Consider the following 21,339-nt stretch of genomic DNA (forward strand, 5'->3'; position numbering starts at 1 on the left):
AGTCATGGAATTTTTGAACGCCTTTTCCCATCTCGACTGGCCATTGGTCTTACACCTGACGTGGCAACACATCACCCTGGTCGGCATTGCCGTGACCCTGGCGATTCTGGTTGGCGTGCCATTGGGCATTTTGATGACGCGCTTCCCGAGTCTCGCCGGGCCTTTGCAGGCCAGCGCCACGGTGCTGCTGACCGTACCGTCGATTGCCCTGTTCGGCCTGCTGCTGCCGTTCTATTCAAAGTTCGGCCAGGGCCTGGGGCCGATGCCGGCGATCACGGCGGTGTTTCTCTATTCGCTGCTGCCGATCATGCGCAACACCTACCTGGCGCTGACCAACGTCGAACCGGGCATCCGCGAGGCCGCGCGCGGCATCGGCATGACCTTCGGCCAGCGCCTGCGCATGGTCGAACTGCCCATCGCCGTGCCGGTGATTCTCGCCGGTGTGCGCACCGCCGTGGTGATGAACATCGGCGTGATGACCATCGCCGCCACCATCGGCGCCGGCGGCCTCGGCGTGCTCATCCTCGCCTCCATCAGCCGCAGCGACATGTCGATGCTCATCGTCGGCGCCGTGCTGGTCAGTCTGCTGGCCATCTTCGCCGACCTGCTTCTGCAATGGCTGCAACGTTCGCTGACTCCAAAAGGATTACTCAAATGATCGAACTTCAAAACCTCAGCAAGACCTTCCAAAGCAACGGCAAAGATGTGAAAGCCGTGGACTCGGTGAGCCTGACCGTCAATGAAGGCGAAATCTGCGTGTTCCTCGGGCCATCGGGTTGCGGCAAAAGCACCACACTGAAAATGATCAACCGCCTGATCAAGCCGACCTCGGGCAAGATCCTGATCAACGGCGAAGACACCACCGGTCTCGACGAAGTGACGCTGCGGCGCAACATCGGATACGTGATCCAGCAGATCGGCCTGTTCCCGAACATGACCATCGAAGAGAACATCGTGGTCGTGCCGAAACTGCTGGGCTGGGACAAACAGAAATGCCACGACCGCGCCCGCGAGTTGATGAGCATGATCAAGCTTGAGCCCAAGCAATATTTGCATCGTTATCCGCGAGAGTTGTCCGGTGGCCAACAGCAGCGGATCGGGGTGATTCGTGCACTGGCAGCGGATGCGCCGCTGTTGCTGATGGACGAACCGTTCGGCGCGGTTGACCCGATCAATCGCGAGATGATCCAGAACGAGTTCTTCGAAATGCAGCGGGCGCTGAACAAGACCGTGATCATGGTCAGCCATGACATCGACGAGGCGATCAAGCTCGGCGACAAGATCGCGATCTTCCGCGCCGGCAAACTGTTGCAGATCGATCACCCGGACACGCTGCTCGCGCATCCGGCAGATGACTTTGTCAGCAACTTCGTCGGCCAGGACAGCACCCTCAAGCGCCTGTTGCTGGTAAAAGCCGAAGACGCGGCGGACAACGCACCCTCCGTCAGCCCGCAAACCCCAGTGGCCGAAGCGCTGGAGTTGATGGATGAGCATGACCGACGCTACGTGGTGGTCACCTGTACCGAGAACAAAGCCCTGGGTTATGTAAGACGTCGCGACTTGCACCGCCAGACCGGTACTTGCGCGCAGTTCCAACGCGAGTTCAACGCCACGGCGGCGTACGACGAGCATTTGCGCATCTTGCTGTCGCGCATGTACGAGTTCAATCGTGCGTGGTTGCCGGTGATGGATGCCGAGCGGGTGTTTCTGGGTGAGGTGACGCAGGAGTCGATTGCGGCTTATTTGAGCTCGGGTCGTTCGCGAGGAATGAAGACCAGCATCGTGTCGCCAGCCGAGGCGGTGGTCGCCTGACACCTCAAATCACCCGGTAAGAATGCAAAAACCTGTGGGAGCCAGCCTGCTAGCGATGGGGAAATATCAGCCCCCCCTGTTTTGATGATGAAATTGTCATCGCCAGCAGGCTGGCTCCCACAGGTTCGATGCAAATTTCAGGCGCTTCGCCTGCCGGAAAAAAATATCAACAGTGGCGCCCACAAAAACTGATCGAAGCCACCCCCTGAAATAGCAAAAAACCCTCTCAGATCAGCTTCTCGCACCTAACATCGCCGAAGTTGCCGCCATCACACTTACCCGCGACTTAGCGCACAAAAGCCGCGAACGTGCAGGTATTTTTAACACTGCGCAATTAGTCGGGAACATCCGACTGTCATCTGAGTCGGTTACAAGGAGTGATGAATGTAACGCACGTCAGAAGCGTGCAAAAACGCGACATTTTTTGTTGATCTCAAGCCCCTCACGCCCTAAAGTTCGCGCCGAACGTCCATGCTGGAAACGATCCATCCGGCTCAAGTACTGACGACGAGACAGCAAGGCCAAGGGAAAGCTGCACTTCCCATGGCCTTTTTGCTTTCGGCGACATGCCTTGGGAAGTAGGCGAACCAAAGTGGGGATACGGAGGACGTTCATTTGCACCCATTGATTAACTACGTTTGCCACTAGGAGCTCCCAAGTATGTCGATCCAGGTCGAAGACTATTTCGCGCGTGAAACCTTTCAGAAAATGAAGGCGTTCGCCGACAAACAGGAAACCCCGTTCGTGGTGATCGACACCGCGATGATCAGCCAGGCCTACGATGACCTGCGCGCCGGTTTCGAATTCGCCAAGGTCTACTACGCGGTCAAGGCCAACCCGGCCGTGGAAATCATCGACCTGCTCAAAGAGAAAGGCTCGAGCTTCGACATCGCCTCTATTTATGAGCTGGACAAAGTGCTGAGCCGCGGCGTCAGCGCCGACCAGATCAGCTACGGCAACACCATCAAGAAATCCAAGGACATCCGCTACTTCTACGAGAAGGGCGTGCGCCTGTTTGCCACCGACTCCGAAGCCGACCTGCGTAACATCGCCAAGGCTGCTCCGGGCTCGAAAGTCTACGTACGCATCCTGACCGAAGGCTCGACCACTGCCGACTGGCCGTTGTCGCGCAAATTCGGCTGCCAGACCGACATGGCCATGGACCTGCTGATCCTCGCCCGTGACCTGGGTCTGGTGCCTTACGGCATCTCGTTCCACGTCGGTTCGCAACAGCGCGACATCAGCGTCTGGGACGCGGCGATCGCCAAGGTCAAAGTGATCTTCGAACGTCTGAAAGAAGAAGACGGCATCCACCTGAAGCTGATCAACATGGGCGGCGGCTTCCCGGCCAACTACATCACCCGCACCAACAGCCTGGAAACCTACGCTGAAGAAATCATCCGCTTCCTCAAGGAAGACTTCGGTGATGACCTGCCGGAAATCATCCTGGAACCGGGCCGTTCGCTGATCGCCAACGCCGGTATCCTGGTCAGCGAAGTGGTGCTGGTTGCGCGTAAATCCCGTACCGCCGTCGAGCGTTGGGTGTACACGGATGTGGGCAAGTTCTCCGGCCTGATCGAAACCATGGACGAAGCCATCAAGTTCCCGATCTGGACCGAGAAAAAAGGCGAGATGGAAGAAGTCGTGATCGCCGGCCCAACCTGCGACAGCGCCGACATCATGTACGAAAACTACAAGTACGGCCTGCCGCTGAACCTGGCCATCGGTGATCGCCTGTACTGGCTGTCGACCGGTGCGTACACGACCAGTTACAGCGCTGTTGAGTTCAATGGTTTCCCGCCGCTGAAGTCGTTCTACGTGTAAGCCTCACCGTTAATACAATAAAGGCCTGTGAATATCTCACAGGCCTTTTTTATTTCCGTACGTTTTTATCCATTCATGCGCATCAAAAAACGCAGACCTTTTACATTCTTTCTCGTCACACATTGAAAACCTTCCTCGATTAACTTTCACAACAATCACCGCTATGTTTTAACCGCGACAAAAATTGATCGCGATAAAACACAAAAGGGATTTTCATGTTAGTTATTCAAAACACCGTTGTCACATCGAGAGACTTCAACTCACTGACGTCAGACTTTATAGGCGCAGTTTCCGGAACTCATCCTGGCGTTGAGCGCGAACAGGGATTGCTCGTCACCAACGATGACATCAGAAAAATCAAACGTTACGTCAACACCAGCCTTGCACTACCCATTGACATCAATCAAATTGAACAAATCTATAAATTCGACCAATTAGGCATTGCCGGCCTTAAATCAGCCGACATGAAAGTTCTATACAAAAAAATGAAGGACCATGCAGGGACCTGGTCTGCGCTTGAGTCCGGCATGAAAACAGTAGGGGCAGATCTTCATGTTTTTGCCGACAACTTCACTTCAAGCAGTGAAGCCATCATTGAATATTTACAACGATTACCAAGCTACATCAGCAGCATCGGAAAAGTCGGTGATTTATCACCTGAGGAAATCGACAACCTTCCCGAAGTAAAATTATCCGGAGACGAAAAACAAAAAATCCCCGTATTACTGGAATTGGTTGAAGAGCTCAAAACAGTCATCGCGCAACATAGCAAAAGCACACAAAAAATCAAAAAAGAAATCACTGATTTCAAGCACGGCATCACTAATACGATAAAACCGGAACTGGGATTGAAAATCACACTGTGCAACAGCCAGAATTTCAGTAATGAGATAAAAGACCTGAATGACCGACTGGAGATTATCAATAAAAGAATCAGCGAAAAACAATCGGAAATCGAACAATATTCCAGCAACAAGTGGTGGGGATTGCTCGGCGGAGCCGTTGGCTTTCTGGTGACGTCTTCGATATACGGCAGCAAGGCCCAGGCGGCGCGAAATGAGCTTGATGCACTGACTGCCGAGCGCCGTGAAATTGTAAAGAAACTCCAAACAACCCATGAACTGCTGGCCTCGTTGCTAACACACGAAACCAGTCTCCAAGACTTGCTGGTCCGGGTCGAAGGGGCTCTCGGCAGTTCGTCCAATCTTGAAAGCCTCTGGGAGCTTATTCAGACTTACGTCGACTCCTCCAGCAAAAGTCTCGATGGCGTTACCAATGCAATGTACTTGGTGTCTTTTGTCACCAGACTCAAAAGAATGACAGGCAACTGGCAAAACGTAAAAAAACAGGCGGGCGATTTGTTGACGGCGTTCAACAATTCCGTCAGCGCGGCCTGATAGCAGCGCTAACCGACTCTTCTTCCTCTTAAATCCCCCCTTGTAAAAACGAGATCACCATGACCGTATATACCATTGATACCGCATTCCAATACCCCACACCCGACATGAACAAATTCCATGTCACTCGGGAAGATTTGAACTACAAAATACGCACGTTGAGCAATCTTTATTTGCCCGTGCTCAGCGAAGAACTTAATAGCCTCCAGCAAGAAGTAAACGCGACCGACACTCAAGCACTTAGAACACTGACTTTGGTGCCAACTGCATTGCAAACCACGGAAATACAAGAATTCACCACTGTCATTGAAAACCTTCAACGCCAAAGTCCGACAGAGGCGCAACAGGAGGCCATCGACAGTTTTTATGGTGAAATAAAATCATTAATCCACGATGCCACTGCCCGCACATTTAAATATTCGACTGAACTCAACAACAGCCTGACGAATTTAAAGTCCGTGTCACTCACCGACAACCGTCACCGCATCATTGAAATTGAGGCTTCAATTGATAAGGTCTCACAACAGTTTCCCGCACTGAACGACGCCATCGAACAATTGACCAAATCGGAAGCCAGCTTGACTGATGCTATCAATATCATTGAATCGACGGACAATTTTTCGCTGATAAAAAATCTCTTCCTCAGCGTCGAAAAACTGACTGAGCTAAAACTGTCCGCACCTCAACTGGAGTTGGTCAAGGCAGGCATATCCGCGGGCATCAAGATTCTGGGACTGATTGACAGCAGCATCAAATATGACAACTTGATTGCCGCCAGGCGACAGGTGCAAACGCAACTGGATGATCGTCGTAGCCAACTGACGCGTATTAACAATGAAGTCACGACACTTCAACAGCGAAAACGCCAACTCAACGAATTACAGACAGTGCGCACATCGAGGGAGGCATATACGAACGAAATCAATACCCTCGCCGAATCTTTGAATAAATTTCTGGAGATAATCCACTTCGATGCTGCCGACGAACTGAAACCTGTTGTTAAACGATTCATCGAACAGTCAAAAGTGTACAGCACACACTTGAACAAACTTCGCAGCGAGTGGCGCCGCTAAGCCGGTTGCTGCAATTGCGTAGCGCGTCGCTGATAAAGCTGAGCCAATGCCTGGAATTCAGGATGAGGCGCCTGCAACAACGCCTGGCTACTGACCCGCAGGAAATTCAGGTTTCCTGCGGCCAGTGCCTGGTGCAACCAGCCCAGAGCCTCTTCGATTCTGCCATCAGCCGCCAGAACAGCCGCATAGCTGAATTGCCCGCGAAAATCGCCAGCCTCGGCAGAGCGTCGAAACCATACAAAGGCCTCGCCGGGGTCGGCTGGGCAGTGCTGGCCTTCCTCCAGGTATCGTCCCAGCAGGTTCATTGATTTCGCGTGCCCGAGCTGCGCGGCACGGTGGTAGAAACTCAGCGCCAGTGCCTGGTCCTGACGCACCCCACGTCCGGTCGCCAGCAAATTGGCGAAGTTGTACATCGCCCAGTCCAGCCCGGCCTCGGCCGCCACCTGATAATGCCGTGCGGCCAGCGAAGGGTCAGCCTCACAGCCCCAACCATGTTCATGACAACGGCCAAGCATGTTGCGCGCCATCAAATGCCCGCGACGGGCGGCGATGCCGAACCAGCGCACGGCCAGCGGCTGATCCTGGGCGATGCCCTGCCCGTCCAGCAGAATCTGACCGAGCAACGCCTGGGCATTGAGGATGTCTTCGCGTGCCGCCATCAGAATCGCCTGGGCAGCACGGGCCGGGCTTTCGTCGAGCATGGACTTGAGCGCGTCACCGTCGAGGACTTCCTCGCGGCGTAACCGAAAGTCCGCCACTTACACCTCGACCCAGCGGCGCAACAGGTTGTGATAGGCGCCGGTCAGGCGGATCAGCGAAGGGTGATCGGGTACGTCCTGCGTGAGTTGGCGGATCGCGCCGTCCATTTCAAACAGCAAGGCGCGCTGGCTGTCTTCGCGCACCAGGCTTTGCGTCCAGAAGAATGAGGCGTAACGCGTGCCACGGGTTACCGCGTTGACCTTGTGCAGGCTGGTGCCGGGATACAGCACCATGTCACCGGCAGGTAGTTTCACGCGCTGGGTGCCAAAGGTGTCCTGGATTTCCAGTTCGCCGCCGTCGTAGTCCTCGGGCTCGCTGAAAAACAGCGTGGCCGACAGGTCGGTACGCACCCGTTCGATGCTGCCCTTGGGCTGACGCACGGCGTTGTCGATGTGGAAGTCGAAACTGCCGCCGGCTGTGTAACAGTTCAGCAACGGAGGAAAGACCTTGTGCGGTAACGCCGCGGACATGAACTGTGGATTTTTCCACAACCGCTCCAGCATGGCCGCACCAATTTCCTTGGCCAGCGGATGACCTTCCGGCAACTGCAAATTGTGCTTGGCCTTGGCTGACTGATAACCGGCCGTGATCTTGCCGTCGGCCCAATCGGCCTGTTCCAGAGCCTCGCGAATGCGCCGCACTTCTTCTTTGTCGAACAAGCCGGGAATGTGCAGCAGCATGGGAAGGACGCCTGAGAACCAAGGAGTGTCAATGGTATTGATTCTTATTGCCCATGTAAAACCCGACAGACGAATGAAACTGCAAAAACCGTAAGGTTAAATTGTAAAGAATGTAAATTCATCGCGAATAGTAACGTTTCGCAATTGATACAAATACGCGTCTACCCTATATTCCGCCCCCTCAAATCCTTGGGGAGGGGAATCAAAATGTCACGTCAACACCCACAATTGCCGGTCAGCTCACCACGTTTACTCGCTTCTGCCATTGGCGTAGCGATCACTGCCGGCTCTGCGGGCCACATGGTATTCGCGGCGGAAAAAACCGACGAAAAAGCGCCGAGCAATACCATTTCGCTGGGCGCTACCGCCATCAATGGCGAAGCCCAGGACGAAACCTCCTACAACGTCGAGAAAGCCTCCTCGCCCAAGTACACCGCGCCGCTGGTCGACACACCGCGTTCGATCACGGTCATCCCGCAACAAGTCCTCAAGGACACCGGCGCCCTGAACATGCAGGACGCCCTGCGCACTGTTCCAGGCATTACCTTCGGTGCCGGTGAAGGCGGCAACCCGCAGGGCGACCGTCCGTTCATTCGCGGTTTCGATGCCCAGGGCGACACCTACCTGGACGGCGTGCGCGATACCGGTTCGCAGAGCCGCGAGATCTTCGCCGTTGAATCGATCGAAGTCAGCAAAGGCCCGAACTCGGCCATCGGCGGTCGCGGTGCTGCTGGCGGCAGCATCAACCTGGTGAGCAAGAAAGCGCACCTGGGCAATTCGTTCGACGGTGGCTACACCTGGGGCTCCGACCAGACCCAGCGTTACACCATGGACGGCAACTACCAGTTTTCCGATACCGTCGCCGGTCGTCTGAATCTGATGAGCCACGAAAGCAACGTCGCCGGCCGCGACAGTGTCGATTACGACCGTTGGGGCGTCGCACCGTCGCTGGCCTTCGGCCTGGGCACCGATACCCGCGTCAATCTCGATTACTACCATCTGGAAAGTAACGACACGCCGGACTCGGGTATTCCGTACTCGATCCCGACCGCCGGCTCCGCTGCCCGTACCAAGTCCAACCCGGACAAGCCTCAGGACGGCGGTGACAGCAGCAACTTCTATGGTCTCGATGGCCGCGACTTCCGCAAGGGCCGTACCGATACCGCGACCATCGCCATCGAACACGATCTGAGCGATGCGCTGACCGTCAAGAACACCCTGCGCCACGGCAACAGCATGCAGGACTACATCCTGACCCAGCCGGACGACAGCAAGGGCAACGTCAACAACGGCAGCGTCTGGCGCCGGGCCAACACCCGCGTCAGCAACACCGAGACCACGACCAACCAGACCGACTTGTTTGGTGACGTCTACATCGCCGGCTTCAAGAACAGCTTCGCCACCGGTATCGAGTTAAGCCGCGAGGAAAGCCAAAAATCTTCGTACAACGTCAACACCGATACCACCCCGGGCTCGCCAGGCAACTCCAGCACTAACTGCAGCCCGGCATTGATCGGCGCGCCAAGCGGCTACAACTGCACCTCGTTGTCCAACCCGACCCCAAGCGATCCGTGGAACGGTGCCATCTCGCGTAACTACGCGGGCACCGACACCAAGGCCAACACCTACGCGCTGTACGTGTTCGACACCCTGGAGTTGTCCGAGCAGTGGCTGGTGAACATGGGCCTGCGCTACGACCATTTCGACACCGACTACAAAACCTACAACGCTGCTGGCACCACTACCTCCAAGGGCGATGATGTCAGCGAGTTCGTGACCGGTCAGTTCGGTGTGGTCTACAAGCCGGCGGAAAACGGCAGCATTTATGCGTCCTACGCCACGTCAGCCACACCACCGGGCAACACCCTGGGTGAAGGCATGGACGGCAACCCACTGGGCGGCACCCCTGATCGCAACGGCAACCTGCTGAGCAGCGACATGGAGCCGGAAACCACCAAGAACTACGAAATCGGTACCAAGTGGGACCTGCTGAACGATCGCCTGTCGCTGACCGCCGATATCTTCCGCACCGAGAAAGAAAACGCTCGTGTGCAAACCAACACCACCACGTATGAAAACGTCGGTAAAACCCGCGTTCAAGGTTTCGAACTGTCGGCCACCGGCAAGCTCACCGACAAATGGCAGGTGTTCGCCGGTTACGCTTACATGGACAGCGAACAAGTGGATGGCGGCGACTTGCCGGCTAACAAAGCCAACGACGGCAACGAACTGCCGAACACGCCGAAAAACAGCGCCAGCCTGTGGACGACCTACCAGGTCACGCCGAAGCTGACCATCGGTGGCGGCGCGTTCTATGTCGACGACGTGTTCGGTAGCGCAGCCAACACCACCATGGTTGATTCCTACGTTCGCTACGATGCGATGGCCGCCTACAAGCTGACCAAGAACATCGACCTGCAACTGAACGTGCAGAACCTGACCGACGAAACCTACTACGACAAGGCGTTCTCGACGCACTTCGCCAACCAGGCGGCGGGCCGTACTGCTTTGCTGAGCACCAACTTCCACTTCTGATGGACGTGTAAAAACCAGCCCCGCTCATCCAGGTGAGCGGGGCTTTTGTGTGTAGAAAAGAATGTTTCTCGACAACCCACGGCATCATAATGCGCGCCGTGATGATTATTTTTGAACGAACAAGGCGAGCGACGTGTTGAAGAAAACCCTGTTCCAGTTGCACTGGTTTTTTGGCATCAGCGCCGGACTGGTCCTGGCCCTGATGGGCATCACCGGGGCCATGGTGTCGTTTCAGGATGAAATCCTGTACGCGTTGAATCCTTCCGTGCTGCAGGTGCAAAAACAGGTCGCCGGTGTACTGCCGCCCGCCGAGCTGGTGGAAAAAATCGAAGCGGCCACGAGCCTGAAAGTCTCGATGCTTTCGGTGGACATCGACAGTGACATCGCCGCCCGCGCCTTCTTCACTCCGGCACCGGGTGAGCGTCGCGGCCCGATGCGCATTTTCGACCCGTACACCGGCGAGTTGCTGGGCGAGGCCAGCGGCCAGCAATTCTTCGGCCTGATGCTGCAACTGCACCGTTTCCTCGCCATGGGCGATACCGGTCGGCAAATCACCGGCGCCTGCACCTTGATCCTGGTGTTCTTCTGCCTGTCCGGACTGTACCTGCGCTGGCCACGCCAGTGGAAAAGCTGGCGCGCCTGGCTGACCCTCGACTGGAAGAAAAAAGGTCGCAGCTTCAACTGGGATCTGCACTCGATCGCGGGCACCTGGTGCCTGGTGTTTTATCTTCTGGCGGCGCTGACCGGGTTGTTCTGGTCCTACGAGTGGTACAGCAAGGGCCTCACGCAACTGCTTTCCGACTCGCCACAGAACGAGCGCGTTCGGGGCGGTCGTGGCCCTGCGCCAAGCGGCCCGGCACCGGTCGCCGATTACTCGGCGATGTGGAGCAGCATCTACAGCGCGGCAGGCCCCGGCCTGAGCTTCTACAACACCCGCATGCCACCAGTAGCCGGACAACCGGCGACCGTCTTTTACCTGCTCAAGGATTCACCCCACGATCGTGCGCTGAACCAGATCACCCTCGACCCGGTCACGGGTGCGATCAAGCGGCATGAGCGCTACAGCGACAAGAGCCTCAAGGCGCAACTGCTGACCAGTATCTACGCGTTGCACACCGGCAGTTATTTTGGCATCGGCGGGCGGATCATCCTGACCATCACCGCGTTGACCATGCCGCTGTTCTTCATCACCGGCTGGATGCTGTACCTGGATCGCCGGCGCAAAAAACGCCAGATCAAGGACGCCCGTAAAGGTCTGTCCCAACCGGGCAGCGACGCCCCGGCATGGCTGATCGGCTTCGCCAGCCAGAGCGGCTTTGCCGAGCAACTGGCCTGGCAGACCGCCGGCCAATTGCAGGCTGCCGGCCTCCCGGTGAACGTGCAGCCGCTGGCGAATGTCAGTGAGCAGGATCTGCGGGCTTCAGACAACGCATTGTTCGTGGTCAGCACCTTCGGCGACGGCGAAGCGCCGGACAGCGCCCGCGGTTTCGAACGCAAGGTACTGGGCCGCAGCTTGAGCCTGGAAAGCCTGAACTATGCAGTACTCGGCCTCGGTGACCGCCAGTACCAACACTTTTGCGGTTTTGCCCGACGCCTGCACAACTGGCTCGGTGAACACGGCGGCAAGACGTTGTTCGCTCCAGTGGAAGTCGACAGCGGCGATCCTTACGCCTTGCGTCACTGGCAACAGCAACTCGGCCTGTTGACCGGTCAGACGCCGGCGGACACCTGGCAAGCGCCGAGCTACGACAACTGGACCCTGACCCGTCGTGATCTGCTCAACCCTGACAGCAGCGGCTCACCTGTTTATCTGCTAGGCCTCACCGCGCCGACCACCAGCAGTTGGCTGGCCGGTGACCTGGTGGAAGTATTGCCGCGCAACTGCCCTTGGGCGATCGAACATTTCCTCGATGGCCTGGGGATCGACGGTCGGGCCACCATTGAACACGACGGCCTGACGCAACCGCTGGAGCAAGCCCTCGCCAGCCGCCAACTGCCGCAGAACCGCAGTCATCTGGTCGGCCTGCACGCGCAAGCATTGCTGGACGCCCTCGTGCCGTTGGCCATGCGCGAATACTCCATCGCCTCGATTGCCGCCGACGGCATTCTGGAGTTGATCGTGCGCCAGGAACTGCATTCCGATGGCAGCCTGGGTGTCGGTTCCGGTTGGCTCACTGAACATGCGCCAGTGGGTGGCAGCATCAGTTTGCGGGTACGCCGCAACAGTGGTTTCCATCTGCCGAACGAACCGGCGCCGATGATTCTGCTCGGCAACGGCACAGGTCTGGCGGGGTTGCGCAGTTTGCTCAAGGCGCGGATTGCCGATGGCCAACAACGTCAATGGCTGCTGTTCGGCGAGCGTAATCGCGAACACGATTACCTGTGTCGTGACGAGTTGGAAGAGTGGATGATTTCCGGTGATCTGCAGCGTCTGGACCTGGCATTCTCGCGGGATCAGGCCGAGAAGATCTACGTGCAGGATCGCTTGCGTGAATCGGCCGATGAACTGAAAAAATGGCTGGCGAACGGTGCCGTGATCTACATCTGCGGCAGTTTGCAGGGCATGGCAAGCGGCGTGGATCAAGTGCTCAACGACGTACTCGGCAGTGCCGAAGTCGAACGCCTTATCGAGCAAGGTCGTTACCGCCGCGACGTTTACTGACCCAACACCATGCACCCTGTAGGCGCGAGCCTGCTCGCGATGGTCATCAACGATGACGCGGGTAACCTGATACCCCGCGTCGTTCTCGAGTTCATCGCGAGCAGGCTCGCTCTTACAGGGGGCGGTGTTGTCACACTGGCTGCAACTTCTGCTCAAACACCGCCACCCCATCCAGATCCCGCAACACCACGTTCAATTCCCCACTCTGCCCTTCGATATTCACCTCGCCAAAAAACTGAAAACCGGCAAACGGTGAAGTGTTCTGCGCGGGCGGTGCTTTCTGGAACACCACTTCAGGGCCGAAGGTGTTATCCAGCGGATTTGGCCCGTAGCTCCCGGCATTCAGCGGTCCGGCGACGAACTCCCAAAACGGTTCGAAGTCCTGAAAGGCAGCGCGGTCCGGGTGGTAATGATGCGCCGCGCAGTAATGCACATCCGCCGTTAGCCAGACAAAATTGCGCACCTTTTGCGCCCGCAGGAAACCCAGTAACTCGGCGATTTCCAGCTCACGTCCCTGGGCCGGTCCCGGGTCGCCATTGGCCACCGCTTCCCAACGCGTCACACCGGGGCTGACCTCGCCATCGGGCACGTCGAGGCCGATCGGCATGTCGGCGGCGATGACTTTCCATTGTGCGCTGGACGCTTTCAACGACGCCTTCAGCCAGTCCAGCTGTTCACGTCCTAGGAAAGGTTTCGCGCCGCCGAGGTTGTCATCATTGGCCTCGCGATAGCTGCGCATATCGAGTACGAACACATCGAGCAACGGCCCGTAGCTGAGCTTGCGATAAATCCGCCCACCACCGTCAGCGCTCTGCAACCGCATCGGCGCGTATTCGAGCCAGGCCTGACGCGCGCGGTCCACCAGGCTGTGGATATCTTTGCTTTTGTAGCGTTCATCCAGTTGCTTGCCCGGCGACCAGTTATTCACCACTTCGTGGTCGTCCCACTGCCAGATCTGCGGCACTTCGGCGTTGAAGCGGCGGATGTTTTCATCCATCAGGTTATAGCGGTAATTGCCCCGATAATCGTCGAGGGTTTCCGCGACTTTGCTCTTGGCTTCGCTGGTGATGTTGCGCCACACCCGGCCGTTTTCGGTGGTGATTTGTTCAGGGATGGGACCATCCGCATAAATGGTGTCACCGCTGTGGATAAAGAAATCCGGCAGGCGCAGGCGCATCGCTTCGTAGATGCGCATGCCGCCAATGTCAGGGTTGATGCCGAAGCCTTGGCCTACGGTGTCGCCGCTCCAGACGAAACGAATGTTGCGGCGGGTTTGCGGCACGCTGCGCAAGTGGCCGAACCACGGTTCGCTGGCGACGCCGCTCTGGGCGTCTTCAAATTGCACACGGTAGAAAATCGCCTGATCGGCGGGCAGCCCGGTCAGCTCGACCCGAGCGGTGAAGTCGGTACGGGCATCGGCCAGCGGCGAGACAAAACGCCGAGGGTTGGGAAACAGGCTGCGGGTGTCCCACTCCACCACCATCTGCGCCGGGCGGTCGCTGCGGCTCCAGATGATCGCCCGGTCACCGAGCAAATCGCCGGACTGTACACCGTCGGTGAGCTGTGGCCGATCCTTGACCGAAGCGATCACGGCCGGCGCCAGCCCCGGCAACAGCAGCCCGGCACCGACGGCTTGCATGACACGGCGGCGGCCGAGATTGAAATCGCTCATGGTGTTCTCCCTGAAAAAGGAAAAACTCAAGCACGCCTGGATGAATCCGACATGACACCGGCTCGCACACAGGGTTTCGTGTCAGGCCTTGGCCGGCTCCAGCGCCAACTCAACGGTTTCAGGCCGCTTCACCAGCGCATACACCACCGCCGTCAGCAAACTCCCCGCCACAATCGCCAGCAAATACAGCAACGCATGGTTGATCGCATTCGGGATCAACATCACGAACAACCCACCATGCGGTGCCATCAGCTTGCAGCCGAAATACATCGACAACGCACCGGTCAGCGCACCACCGGCAATGCTCGCCGGAATCACCCGCAACGGGTCTTTCGCCGCGAACGGAATCGCCCCTTCAGAGATAAAGCACAAGCCCAACACCAGCGCCGCTTTACCGGCCTCGCGCTCGGTCTGAGCGAACTTGCGCCGGGCGATGAACGTGGCGATGCCCAGGCCAATCGGCGGCACCATACCGGCCGCCATGGTCGCGGCCATCGGCGCATAACTCTGCGACGCCAGCAGTCCCACCGAGAACGCATACGCGGCTTTGTTGATCGGTCCGCCGAGGTCGACGCACATCATGCCGCCCAGCAACACGCCGAGCAGAATCGCGTTGGTGGTGCCCATGCTGTCGAGGAAATGCGTGAGCCCGGCGAGCATCCCCGCCACCGGTTTACCGACCACGTAGATCATCACCAGGCCGGTAAACAGACTCGCCAGCAACGGGATGATCAGGATCGGCTTCAGCGCTTCGAGGCTTTGCGGCAACCGCGCATAACGATTGATCGCCTGCGCCGCGTAACCAGCAATGAAACCGGCAATGATCCCGCCGATGAAACCGGCACCCAACGTACTCGCCAGAAGGCCGCCGATCATCCCCGGCGCCAGGCCCGGGCGATCGGCAATCGAGTAGGCGATGTAACCTGCGAGCAACGGCACCATCAGTTTGAATGCAGTGTCACCGCCGATCTGCATCAGCGCCGCCGCCAGCGTGCCCTCCTCCTTGAACGCGGTGATGCCGAACACGAACGACAGGGCGATCATCAGACCGCCCGCCACCACCATCGGCAACATGAACGACACACCGGTCAGCAAGTGTTTGTAGACGCCGGTTTTCTCTTGCTTGGCAGGACCTTTCGCCCCGGTCGCTGCGCTTTCCTGCGTGCCTTCGGCGAGGGCTTTGTTCAGCGTTGCTTCGGCTTGTTTGAGCGCAATGCCGGTGCCGCAACGGTAAATTTTCTTGCCGGCAAAACGCTCGGTGGCGACTTCGATGTCCGCTGCCAGCAACACCACATCGGCATCGGCGATGGCCTGCGCGCTCAGCGGATTACGTGCGCCCACCGAGCCCTGGGTTTCCACTTGCAGGTCATAGCCCAAACGCTTGGCCGCTTGCTGCAAGGCTTCGGCTGCCATGAACGTGTGCGCCACGCCGGTCGGGCAAGCGGTGACCGCCACCAGGCGCGGGGCGCTTTTGGCGACGGCAAGAGGTTCGGCGACAGCGTCTGGCGCGAGATAAACCCGAGCCTCCTCGGCACCACGGCGCAGCACGGCTTCGACATCTTGCAGGGCCTGGGCCGGCGTGCTCTGAAAGACGCGTTTGCCGACAAATCGGGACATGTCTACCGGCGCGCTCGCCACCAGCAACACCCACTCGGCCGCTGAAAGGGTCGCCGCCGACAGTTGTTTTTCCGGATGCGCAACATCGGTGACTTCGACACTGGTGCTCCAGCCCTGACGCTGGGCCGCTGCATCGAGCAAACGGGCGCACAGCACACTGGTGACCATGCCGTTCGGGCAGGCAGTAACGATGGCTAACTTCATGACCAACCCTCTTATTGTTCTGTCAGGGGACGCACGCGCACACCCTGTTCGAGCTGCGCCAATTGCGCCGCATCGCTGATACCGAAACCGATCTGAGTGACCGCCAGCGCGGCAATCGCCGTGGCGGTGCGCAAGGTCTGCTCAGGCGTATCGGCGCTGAGCAATCCGTGGAGCATGCCCGCCAGCAACGAGTCGCCCGCACCCACCGTACTGGCGACACTGACCTTGGGCGGTGTGGCATGCAGCGCCGAGCCGACGCTGAACCAGTTCACACCCTCGGCACCGTGGGAAATCACCACATGCTCAATGCCTTGAGCGTGCAAGCGATTCGCCGCTTCGGCCTGGGCCAGGATCGAAACCACCTCGCAGCCCAGCACTTCAGCCAGCTCTTCGGTGTTGGGTTTGATCAGCCACGGTCCGGTCTTGAGCGCAGCCGCCAACGCTTCGCCGCTGGTGTCGAGAGCGACCTTCAAACCGAGATTTTTCAATCGTAGAATCAGCGCCTGCAACCACTGCGGGCTAACGCCTTGCGGCAAGCTGCCGGCGACGACGACAGCGTCATGCGACGGCGCTATCTGGTCGAGCCGATCCAGCAATGCCTGCTGCGCCGCCGCGCTGACCTGCGGCCCCGGACCGTTGAGGTCGGTGATGCGCCCGTCGCTTTCCGCCAGTTTGATATTGCTGCGGGTTTCACCGGGTACGCGAATGAACGCGTCGACAAAACCGCGTTTGGCGAACAGGGTTTCGAACGCTTGCAGGTTGTCTTCGCCGAGGAATCCGCTGACCGTCAGCTGATGCCCGAGGTCCGCCAATACCTGCGCCACGTTCACGCCTTTCCCGGCGGCATGGGTGTGCATGGTGTCGCTGCGGTTGACCTGACCGGGCTCCAGGCGCGACAACTCGACGGTGAGGTCGAGCGCCGGGTTGAGGGTCAGGGTAAGAATCCGGGCCATTACAGCGCCTCCACTAATGCGCGCACTTCATTGGCGCTGCCCACGGCCAGCGCCTGCTGGGCAAGAATTTGAGTCTGGCTGAGGCTGAGTTCGCGAATCCGCGCCTTGACCTCGGCGATGCTGCGGCCACCGACACTGAGCTCATCCACACCCAACCCGACCAGCACCGGAACCGCCAGCGGATCGGCCGCCAGCTCACCGCAGACACCGACCCATTTGCCGTTGGCGTGTGCCGCGCGCACGGTGATGTCGATCAGTTGCAGCACCGCCGGGTGCAAGCCATCGGCCTGAGCGGAAAGCGTCGGATGACCACGGTCGATGGCCAACGTGTATTGCGTCAGGTCGTTGGTGCCGACGCTGAAAAAGTCGACTTCCCTGGCCAGCACCGGCGCCAGCAATGCCGCCGATGGCACCTCGATCATGATCCCCAGTTGCAGGTCCGCGACCGGGATTTCCAGTCGCAAGCGTTCGGTCATGTCCCGGGCCTGACGCCACTCATCGACGCTGCCGACCATGGGAAACATGATCCGCAGCGGACGGTTGTCGGCAGCGCGCAACAAGGCGCGCAGCTGCGCTTCCATGATCTGCGGCCGTTGCAGGGTCAGGCGAATGCCGCGCACGCCGAGGAACGGGTTTTCTTCCTTGGCGATCGGCCAATACGGCAGCGGTTTGTCGCCGCCGACATCGAGGGTGCGCACCACCAGCGGCCGCCCGGCGAGGCCATCGAGGACACGACGGTATTCGGCTTCCTGGGTCGCCTCGTCCGGCGCTTGCGGGTGGGCCATGAAAATCAGTTCGGTGCGCAGCAGGCCAATGCCTTCGGCGCCCTGCTCCACCGCGCTGGTCACACCGGCGCTCTCACCGATGTTGGCGAACACTTCAACCGCGTGTCCGTCGGTGGTCAGCGCCGGTTGATGGCGTTGTTCGGCGGCAGCCTTCAAACGTTGTTCGCGGGTATCGCGCTCTTCGGTGGCGCGTTGCAAGGTCGCCGTGTCGGCGTCCACATGCAAGCGACCGCGCTGGCCATCCAGCAACAACGGCGTGCCCGGCGCCAGCAGCAACACCGCAGGGCCGGCGCCGACCAGCGCCGGAATGCCGAGGGCACGGGCGACGATGGCGCTGTGGGCCGTGGCGCCGCCACGGGCGGTGAGAATGCCGGCGACGCGAGTCGGGTCAAGACGTGCCACATCGGACGGACCGACTTCATCCATCACCAGAATGTACGGCTGATCCGGTTCGCTCGGGGTTTCGATGCCACAGAGTTGCGCCAGTACCCGTCGGCCAATATCACGCAAATCGGCGGCGCGTTCGGCGAGCAATGCGTCCTGCAATGATTCCTGCTGCCTGGCCGCCGCTTCGATCACCGACATCCACGCTGCTTCGGCGCTTTCACCTTGCTTGAGACGGGTGTCGACTTCATCGGTCAATTCCGGGTCGTCGAGCATTTCCTGATGGGTAATGAAAATCTCGCGAATGGCCTTGGCCTTGCTGCGCTCGATCAAGCCCTGGATGTCGTTGCGTACCGACGCCAGCGCTTGCTTGAGACGCTCGCGTTCAACTGCGGCGGATTCACCGCGCAGCGGGTACTCGATGGTTTGCTGGACTTGAATGTGCGCCGGTCCGATGGCGATTCCCGGTGCGGCAGCGATCGCTTGCACCACGCTACCGGACACCGGTGCCAACAGCACTTGGGCTACCTCGACGACGTCTTCGCGCGGCTGACTCACCGGCGGCAGCGGCTCGACCTCTTCACCGAGGCCTTCTTCGATAACGGCCAACAGCGCTGGCAAGGCATCGGCGGCGATACCTGGCTCGGCGATGATTTCCAGCACCTGACCACGACGGGCGCCGAGGCTGAGCAGTTTGCTCAAGCTCTTCACCGACACGGCGCTGTCCTGACCATCGACGATGCGAATGCGGATCTCACCTTCAAAACTTTTCGCCAGTTGCGCGAGGATTTTCGCCGGGCGCGCATGCAAACCGTGGGCGTTGGCAAGCGCAATACGTGCGCTCGGCCAGTCGGCCGGCAGTTCGCCGCCGAGCACTTCCAACACTGCGCGACAACTGGTGGCGCGGCCCAACTCATGGCCGCGACCTTCAATCAGCAGCGCGCACAAGCGTTCGAGCAAGGCTTGATGGGCCTCGCCGAGGCTGGCCAGGCAAAACAATCCGTTCAGCGGCTGACCGAGGTAACGCAGCGGTTTGTCCGGAGTGACGAAGGCCAGCCCCGGGCGCTTGACCGTTTGCTCGCTGTGCAGCCACCACAGGCCATCGCCCAGCGGTAGCGCTTCGACCTGCTGCAATACGGCAGAGAAACCGTTGCTCACGCAGTCGGCGTGACGAAGCAAGCGCGCACCACGCCAGACCAGCTCTTCGAAATCTTCGGCGGCCACGCCTAAACCGATCATCTGCGCATCCAGCGCCAACTCCTGCGGCGCACCTTGCAGCAATTTCAGCAAGGCTTCGGCGGAACCGGCGCGACGCAGGGCCTGGCCCAGATCGGTCTCGCCGAGGGCCCGAGTCAGCAGTTGCAGCAAGCGCAGGTGTTCATCGGATTTGGCCGCGATACCGATCGCCAGGTAGACGATCTGCCCGTCGCCCCAGTCCACGCCTTCGGGAAACTGCATCAGGCGCACGCCAGTGGAAAACACCTGGTCGCGGGTTTCTGGCGTACCGTGAGGGATGGCAATACCTTGACCGAGAAAGGTCGAGCCCTGGGCTTCGCGTGCCTGCAAGCCGGCGAGGTAGCCCTCGGCAACGAGGCCATCGACAACCAGATGCCGGGCCAGCAATTGCAACGCTGCGGACTTATCCACAGCCGACTGGCCCATGGATATCTGCTCTACAGTGAGCTCGAGCATACCTTTCTCCCTTTTTGGCGCCTGTGGGCACCAGGTATTGTTTTGAATGATTCAGCTTACGCGCTTGTCGCAGGACAATATTTGGCGGTTTCACGGCAGAACCGACCAAAAGCGCTGATAACGTAGAAAATACGCTTGCTGAATCGTTTAATCTAGAATGATTGGCACGTTACTCGATAATCTCTCAGTCTTGAAGCCCAATTGTCGGATGCGTGGCGACGATGGTCGACTGCCTGAATCGGGTAGGATTGACGAAAATGTCGGGCATGCTCGAAAAAACAAGGAACTCGCGGGTTGAAACTCAGTGATATCGCCCAGTTGGCTGGTGTGTCCGTTACCACCGCCAGCTACGTCATCAACGGCAAGGCCGAACAACAACGCATCAGCAGCGCCACTGTCGAGCGCGTGCGCGCGGTGGTCGAACAACACGGCTTCACGCCCAATCCCCAGGCCGCCGGGCTGCGCAGTCGCCATACCCGCACCTTGGGTTTCATTTTGCCGGACCTGGAAAACCCCAGTTACGCGCGAATCGCCAAATTGCTGGAGCAAGGTGCGCGGGCGCGCGGCTATCAGTTGCTGATCGCCAGTTCCGACGATGCGCCGGACAGCGAACGGCAATTGCTCAAACTGTTCCGCGCGCGGCGCTGTGATGCACTGATCGTCGCCAGTTGCCTGCCGACCGGCGACGACAGCTATCGCCAATTACAGGCCAAAGGCATTCCGATCATCGCCATCGACCGGGTCATGGAGCCGGAACATTTCTGCTCAGTGATCAGCGACGATCGCGAAGCCAGTCTGCAACTGACTCGCAGCCTGCTCGACCCGCTGCCCAAGCAGATCGCCTTGATCGGCGCACGCCCTGAACTGAGCATCAGCCAGGAACGGGCCGCCGGTTTCAAAGAGGCGCTGAACGGGTTCAAAGGCGAAGTGCTGATCGAACACGGCGAATCCTTCAGCCGTGAATGCGGCAAACAGTTGATGGAAGAGTTACTGCAACGCGTAGGGCATTTGCCCGAAGCGCTGGTGACCACCTCCTATGTTTTGCTGCAGGGCGTGTTCGATGCCTTGCACGACTTCCCGCTCAAGACACGCCCGCTGCGTCTTGGCACATTCGGTGATACGCAATTGCTGGACTTCCTGCCGTTGCCGGTCAACGCCATGGCCCAGCAGCATCAGTTGATCGCCGACAAAGCCCTGGAGCTTGCCCTGGCGGCCATCGAGCAATCCGATTACCAACCCGGCGTACAAGCCATCGCGCGTACGTTCAAGCAGCGGATTCGTCAGGACTGA

Annotated in this window: 14 protein-coding genes; 8 read left to right on the forward strand and 6 right to left on the reverse strand. The window is 58.9% G+C overall.

Going from position 1 to position 21,339, the window contains the following annotated elements; all coding sequences use genetic code 11:
• Positions 1-4: 4 nt before the first annotated feature.
• From ACNYC6_RS09430 to ACNYC6_RS09450, 5 genes are all read left to right on the forward strand, one after another.
• The gene (locus tag ACNYC6_RS09430; RefSeq protein WP_419712069.1) at positions 5-658 is read left to right on the forward strand and encodes an ABC transporter permease; all 654 of its coding nucleotides are present in this window, start codon (positions 5-7) and stop codon (positions 656-658) included.
• Complete coding sequence (locus ACNYC6_RS09435) at positions 655-1,812, forward strand: betaine/proline/choline family ABC transporter ATP-binding protein (protein WP_419712070.1); 1,158 nt, start codon at positions 655-657, stop codon at positions 1,810-1,812. The genes ACNYC6_RS09430 and ACNYC6_RS09435 overlap by 4 nt, the downstream gene beginning before the upstream one ends.
• Positions 1,813-2,472: 660 nt before the next feature.
• Positions 2,473-3,636 (forward strand): type III PLP-dependent enzyme, encoded by a 1,164-nt coding sequence (locus ACNYC6_RS09440; protein ID WP_150705525.1) that lies wholly within the window; start codon positions 2,473-2,475, stop codon positions 3,634-3,636.
• A 215-nt stretch (positions 3,637-3,851) separates the two neighbouring features.
• Positions 3,852-5,033 (forward strand): alpha-xenorhabdolysin family binary toxin subunit A, encoded by a 1,182-nt coding sequence (locus ACNYC6_RS09445; protein ID WP_419712071.1) that lies wholly within the window; start codon positions 3,852-3,854, stop codon positions 5,031-5,033.
• Positions 5,034-5,092: 59 nt separating this feature from the next.
• Positions 5,093-6,106: an alpha-xenorhabdolysin family binary toxin subunit B gene (locus ACNYC6_RS09450; RefSeq protein ID WP_419712072.1), complete on the forward strand. Its 1,014-nt coding sequence runs from the start codon at positions 5,093-5,095 to the stop codon at positions 6,104-6,106.
• Here the strand turns inward: ACNYC6_RS09450 and ACNYC6_RS09455 are convergent.
• Together ACNYC6_RS09455 and ACNYC6_RS09460 are read right to left on the reverse strand one after the other, a co-directional pair.
• Positions 6,103-6,864 (reverse strand): tetratricopeptide repeat protein, encoded by a 762-nt coding sequence (locus ACNYC6_RS09455; RefSeq protein ID WP_419712073.1) that lies wholly within the window; start codon positions 6,862-6,864, stop codon positions 6,103-6,105. The genes ACNYC6_RS09450 and ACNYC6_RS09455 overlap by 4 nt on opposite strands.
• Positions 6,865-7,545: a Fe2+-dependent dioxygenase gene (locus ACNYC6_RS09460; RefSeq protein ID WP_419712074.1), complete on the reverse strand. Its 681-nt coding sequence runs from the start codon at positions 7,543-7,545 to the stop codon at positions 6,865-6,867.
• A gap of 207 nt (positions 7,546-7,752) precedes the next feature.
• Here ACNYC6_RS09460 and ACNYC6_RS09465 point away from each other — a divergent pair, with 207 nt between their 5' ends.
• Together ACNYC6_RS09465 and ACNYC6_RS09470 are read left to right on the forward strand one after the other, a co-directional pair.
• The gene (locus ACNYC6_RS09465) at positions 7,753-10,080 is read left to right on the forward strand and encodes a TonB-dependent receptor (RefSeq protein ID WP_419712075.1); all 2,328 of its coding nucleotides are present in this window, start codon (positions 7,753-7,755) and stop codon (positions 10,078-10,080) included.
• Positions 10,081-10,213: 133 nt separating this feature from the next.
• The gene (locus ACNYC6_RS09470; RefSeq protein WP_419712076.1) at positions 10,214-12,742 is read left to right on the forward strand and encodes a PepSY domain-containing protein; all 2,529 of its coding nucleotides are present in this window, start codon (positions 10,214-10,216) and stop codon (positions 12,740-12,742) included.
• A gap of 130 nt (positions 12,743-12,872) precedes the next feature.
• Here the strand turns inward: ACNYC6_RS09470 and ACNYC6_RS09475 are convergent, their stop codons facing one another.
• The 4 genes from ACNYC6_RS09475 to ptsP all read right to left on the reverse strand — a co-directional run bounded on the left by ACNYC6_RS09475 (position 12,873) and on the right by ptsP (position 20,049).
• A complete protein-coding gene (locus ACNYC6_RS09475) occupies positions 12,873-14,414 on the reverse strand; it encodes an alkaline phosphatase D family protein (RefSeq protein ID WP_419712077.1) in 1,542 nt (513 codons plus the stop codon).
• Between the two features lie 81 nt (positions 14,415-14,495).
• Positions 14,496-16,235, reverse strand: coding sequence for a PTS fructose-like transporter subunit IIB (locus ACNYC6_RS09480; RefSeq protein WP_419712078.1), 1,740 nt, complete (start codon positions 16,233-16,235; stop codon positions 14,496-14,498).
• An 11-nt stretch (positions 16,236-16,246) separates the two neighbouring features.
• Positions 16,247-17,188, reverse strand: coding sequence for a 1-phosphofructokinase (gene pfkB, locus ACNYC6_RS09485; protein ID WP_419712079.1), 942 nt, complete (start codon positions 17,186-17,188; stop codon positions 16,247-16,249).
• A complete protein-coding gene (gene ptsP / locus ACNYC6_RS09490; protein WP_419712080.1) occupies positions 17,188-20,049 on the reverse strand; it encodes a phosphoenolpyruvate--protein phosphotransferase in 2,862 nt (953 codons plus the stop codon). The genes pfkB and ptsP overlap by 1 nt, the downstream gene beginning before the upstream one ends.
• Before the next feature lie 294 nt (positions 20,050-20,343).
• Here ptsP and cra point away from each other — a divergent pair, with 294 nt between their 5' ends.
• A complete protein-coding gene (cra, locus tag ACNYC6_RS09495; protein WP_419712081.1) occupies positions 20,344-21,339 on the forward strand; it encodes a catabolite repressor/activator in 996 nt (331 codons plus the stop codon).

This window comes from Pseudomonas sp. NFX224, assembly GCF_048565165.1.
Taxonomy (GTDB): Bacteria; Pseudomonadota; Gammaproteobacteria; order Pseudomonadales; family Pseudomonadaceae; genus Aquipseudomonas.